Raw genomic sequence first — 5,440 nt, 5'->3', positions numbered from 1 at the left:
AAATTCAAATACAATCCTCATCTTTATGAGACAAACTTTTCCGGTGGAACGGATTGGAAAAATTGGATTATTTCAGGCAATTTTAACCTGGCATATTCAGAGCGCGATATTCGAGTACCTGGCGACGGTTATACTCGGCTGTCAGCGCAGTTGTCCGTTGCACAGGAAAATGAAAAATTCCGCACGAGGAATCAGCTTTTTTTCACGCGTGCATTTGACGAGAGCAAAGAAAAGCCCGGCTATGCGCTCCGCGAAGCATGGTACAATCGGGATTACAATCTCAAATTTTCTGGTAATTATTTTTATAAGTTTTCTGATTTTTCGCGTTTGAATGCAAATTACTCTGTCTCTTTTACCAGGCAGAATTCCTATTTACAGCAATTAATTTCCCGTGACAATCTCGTGCTTTCAGATCGCCTGGACGAGGGCACTCAGGAAGGATACATTGTTTTTGGATCGTATGTGGGCAAAAAATGGCTCAAAGGCGAAATGTGGAATCTGTTTGCAGATATTTACTATCAGCACCAATGGACGACACAGCCTTTCTTCCACACATTTTTGGCTGGCATCACCTGGCGCGATGATTTCAATCGCGGAAAAGGCGTGGTGTTTGATCCGTTGTATCCGCCGATTTTAGGTACACAAGCCATTCGAACCCGCCGCTACGATGAATTACCGGCGTACAATACCGTTAGTTTCTATGCAGAGGATAAAATTAATGGCAGAATTATTAAACCCGTTACGTTGCAGTTGGGGTTTCGCTACGAGGCCTATCGACCGGAAAGTGTGGACTTTGCCGGACTTTTCGGCAAAACCGATTTCATCCAATCGCGAAATGGCAGTTTTTTTAATCCGCGAATTAATTTTTCCATGCAACTATTTTCACAAACGCAGATTCGCGCCGGCTATGGCACGACTTCAAAATCACCGCCAATGGCGATGATTTTTCCCGGCCCCGAATATTTTGATGTTGTTGATACTGTTTCAGTCGTCGACCCCACGGATCCTGCCCAGAATTTCTCTTTGATTTCTACTTACATTCGCGATCGCAATAATGCAAATTTGCGAGGCTACCAACAGGAAAAATATGAAGTGAGCCTGGATCAGCAGATCCGCGCTGTTGGTTTTTCCATAACCGGCTTTTACAATCATACAACAGGCATGTTTCGCTCGATGACGATACCCATTATTTTGCCGCAGAAATCTTTTCCAGATTATCCTGATTTGAGCGAATATGTGGTACGCAATTTCATGTTTGAAGATTACAATTCATATATCAATGATGGCTGGATGAAAGTAAAAGGCGTGGAATTTTCTCTCAGAACCAAACGTCTGCCCGTGATTCAAACGGTCTTTTCTTTTGACGCGGCTTATCGGGATAAAAAAAGCGGTTGGACAAAGGAAACTCTGGGCATCAAACGCTACAGCCCCGAGTTAGACATGAGCGTTATCCCTTTTTACGAGCCGCTGGAAAATTACCGCAAAAATCTTTTGCTGAACTATCGTTTTGAAATTCAAGCGCGTTCTCTGGGAATCTGGGTTACGCTGCACATTCAGCAGGAGTTGATGAACATCGACGGCAGAAATGGAATGACGGATACGTTGGCAATTGGCTATTTTGCCGAAGATGGCAACACTTATTGGATTTCGGAAGCCGAACAGGCTGATCCCCGCTACGCCAGGTTGAGGAGGAGCTATCAGCCTTACCAGTTGCTGGAAGAAGACAGACCCAATTTGTGGTTGTTCAATTTGAAAGTAACCAAATCGCTCTGGAAAGGCGCAGAAGTGTCTTTTTATGTGAATAATTTTTTCAACTACAGACCTTTTTACAGATTAAAGCGCACCCATCCAAATTATCCGTCCTACACACGGCGCAATCCGGAACTGTTTTTTGGGGTCGAAATGAGTACCTCGCTGGGAGTTTTTTGACGATGAAAAAAATAGCAATTTTTATTTTCATTCTGTTTTCAATGGGAAGCTGTGATAAAATTTTGCAGGTGGAGAAAAAGCCTGTTGCAATTGAGCGAAAGACACCGATTAAGATTCTCTTATTTGATGACTCCGGCTACATGGAGAAAATTTACGGTAGAGCCGGCGTTCCCGGTGTATCGCTCAAGCTCCAGTCCAATTCTCTGGGGCAAGAATTCACTTTTTTCTCCGACTCGACCGGGCTCGTGAATGCTACGGGATTGTTGTCTGACGACTATTTTGTTACGGCAGAACGCAAGCTTACGCCGGAAGAAGTGGAAAAAGCAACCGGTGAAGCGAGCGAAAATGTCGCTTTGAAAAATGTGTCCATCAAAAAAATGACAATTCGCGCTGATGTGGACTCCACGCTCATTCTGCCGATGGATTTGGTTATTACCGGCGCCGGGCTGGTGATCAGCGAAATTTATGCCTGCGGTCCTCCTGATGCCGGACTGTATTTTCACGATAAATATCTTGAGCTTTATAATCAATCGGATTCCATAATTTATCTCGACGGATTGCTGGTCGCTGTTGTCAGCAAAGCTTATCCACGGGATGATCAATTTGTTTATTCGAAGAATGTGTGGCAGGTGCCTGGCGACGGAGCAGATTTTCCTTTGTCACCGGGTGAATTCGCTGTGTTGGCGGAAGATGGTATCGACCATACCATAAATGCGCCCGGGAGCGTTGACCTTTCGCGATCGCGACTGGAATTTTACAAACCAGAGACGCCCGATATCGACAATCCGGATATTCCCAATATGCAGCTCATTTTGCAGGTTTTTGGCTATGATTGGCTCATTGGCGGCGAAAAAGATGCGATAGTCATCGCACGAGTTGATCCTGACTCCCTGGAATATCGGGATGAACATTTGCTGATTCCTTACGACAAAATTATTGACGGTGTGGAGTATCTGGACGATCCGACTCGACTTCAGGATAAAAAATTGCATGAAAAAATTGATGCCGGAGCTGCCGGAGGAATTGAGTTTTACACCGGGAAATCCATGGAACGAAAAGTTCTGGCGCGTACCGATAAATTGATTCTGAAAGATGACGATAATTCTTCGCTGGATTTTATTACAATTGATAGTCCGACTCCCGGATATCACCATGATCAATAAGCTATGGATTGAATCAATGAAGAAAATTTTCCTGACAATAATTTTGACTTTGTTTTTCATTTCTAATAATAGTTACGCTCAGGCTAAATTTATCCCTGAAAGTAATTTGGGCCTGTTATTTGATCGAAATTCCGGGAATACAATTTACCAACAATTTTCCAATCCGGCGCATCTGTTCGAAGATTGGCACGAGGAAATTTTGTACATTCGTTCGGAAGCAAGCGGAGAGGACGGTGATTTTAAGCCGTTTGTTCAACCCGGACGTTTAATGTTTTTAAGTCAATCCGTGAGCGGCAAAAAACAGATAGATTCACTTCAGATTTTTCGCGGCAGCTTTCAGGTGCAAAAACAAATTCGGGCGGATTGGGACTGGTTTGCAACGCGAGATATGCTGTTCGGTATGCCTTTTCTGCTGGGAGATAGTTCCCGTGGGGACACTCGCTTCAATGGAATTGCCATGAGCGCTGAATATTGCCGAAAGATAAATAAATTTCACTTGGGCGCATCATTGGACTACTATGTTGATGAAGGTTTGAAAAAAGTCTCTCCAAAACCCACTTCCAAACATCGGGATATCATTTTCCGCGCTGGTGTTGAGTATCAGCCTGCAAAAAGATGGCAACTCTCTGCGCTTTTTTCCGTTGCGGATAATCAGGAGGAAATCTACTATCGCGAAGATCAATCTTCCTATTATCAGGAAACGACGCTGTTCAAATTCCGCGGATACGATTTTCCGTTGGTTTTCAATAAAAAAACTGAAACCAGATATGGCTATTTCAACGAATATGGTGTGGTCGGCGCAGCAAAATATTCAACGGAAAATGGCTCATCGCTCACGACGTTTTTTGAGCAACGGCTGCAACAAAATGATATTAAAGATAATTCTGTCAATCCTCAGAATCAGGGCTACTGGCAAAATGTCATTTACGCAGGCGGCATCAGAGGAGGGATTCGTTTTCATCGTTTGGTGCTGGCTTCCGCCTACCGTTACAGAACAGAATCTTCCTGGGCGAAACATCCGGATTTTCGAACACTTTTAACAGAGACGCGCGTTCCCGGCCACAAACTCAGCATTGCCGGGAGATATCAGTTAAACGCTAAAGCATCTGCCGGGATTGAGATTGAGGGTAATTTTCGGGATATCGATTATCGGGATTATTACAGCGCTGTGGATTGGGCTGTCAAACAGATGAATTGGCAGGAAAAAGCTGGTGTGCAGATACAATGGAGACCTGCCCTGTTCACGTTTTTGTCAGTGAGCACATTTCAGGGACTTGTTTCGGATAAATTTCTGTCAGTGCAATCGCCGTCCGATTTCTGGAAATGGCGACAAGCTGATGTTGAATATTTTTTTACTGACCATCGTGGTTATCGACTGGATTTTGAGATGATGTTTTATTGGAAATATCTTGGTTTTGTGCAGTGGCACTTCGGCTGGCAACAAATTTTTTCGGATCACAAATCCTACTTTCAGGGCGACAGCAGGAGTTACTTGACCACGGGTTTGACTTTGCAACTTAAGGCTTATTAAAATGTCAGGGAGTAAAATGAGACAATTTTTTGCAAATGTAATTTTCATCTTTCTTCTCATAGGATCCAACGCACAAGCGAATGTTCGGTTGAATCCTGTTCATATCGGAACATCGTCCTTCGCGATTTTTGCCGACGAAAAAACATTTGTCGTTGCTGAAAAAGAGATTTTGGCTTATCGCGATCAAGTGGAAAAGCAGGGGCTTTCCTGCTACATTTTCGCCGATGAATATCAGAATCCGGAAACTTTGCGGCAAGAAATTCAAGCTTTGTACGCCGAAGACGGCCAACTCGAGGGTGTGGTTTTCATCGGAGATATTCCCATTCCCATGTTGCGCGACGCTCAGCATTTGACTTCGGCTTTCAAAATTGACCAGTCGAGCCGCTATCCGCTCAGCAAAACTTCGGTTCCGTCGGATCGGTTTTACGAAGATTTTGATTTAAAATTTGCATTTGTCAAGCAGGATACGTGCAATCCGCTGCTTTTTTACTACAGTCTGCTACCGGATTCACCGCAAAAAGTGGAGAAAGAAATCTACAGCGGACGCATTTTTCCACCGGTCGCTGATTCGACAAAATACGAAAAAATCAAGCAATATTTGACAAAATTGGTCGAAGAAAAAAAGAAGCAGCGTCAATTGACAAAAGCTTTATTTTTTACAGGACATGGTTATCATTCCGAATCTTTGAGCGCCTGGGAAGGAGAAGCGCTGGCGCTGCGGGAGCAATTCCCGCAGCTTTACCTGCCCGGGAACAGACTTCTCAATTACAACCATTCGATGTCCCCGGATTTGAAAGAGACGATTTTGCGCGTGCTT

The 5,440-nt window shown here is 44.0% G+C and carries 4 protein-coding genes; all 4 read left to right on the top strand.

Translation table 11 applies throughout. The annotated features are described in order from the left end of the window. Positions 1-1,929, top strand: a 1,929-nt coding sequence (locus GXO74_06465; protein ID NOZ61307.1) for a TonB-dependent receptor, incomplete at its 5' end; no start/stop codon positions are given. Between the two features lie 2 nt (positions 1,930-1,931). Beyond that, positions 1,932-3,092: a DUF4876 domain-containing protein gene (locus GXO74_06460; protein ID NOZ61306.1), complete on the top strand. Its 1,161-nt coding sequence runs from the start codon at positions 1,932-1,934 to the stop codon at positions 3,090-3,092. Positions 3,093-3,108: 16 nt separating this feature from the next. Further along, positions 3,109-4,623, top strand: a complete 1,515-nt coding sequence (locus GXO74_06455; GenBank protein NOZ61305.1) for a hypothetical protein — start codon at positions 3,109-3,111, stop codon at positions 4,621-4,623. Positions 4,624-4,639: 16 nt separating this feature from the next. Further along, the coding region (locus GXO74_06450; protein NOZ61304.1) for a hypothetical protein at positions 4,640-5,440 on the top strand (801 nt) is incomplete at its 3' end.

Source organism: Calditrichota bacterium, assembly GCA_013152715.1.
GTDB lineage: Bacteria > Zhuqueibacterota > Zhuqueibacteria > Thermofontimicrobiales > Thermofontimicrobiaceae > 4484-87.
The sequence above is the reverse complement of the archived record's forward strand: the minus strand, read 5'-3'. Positions and strand labels throughout refer to the sequence as shown.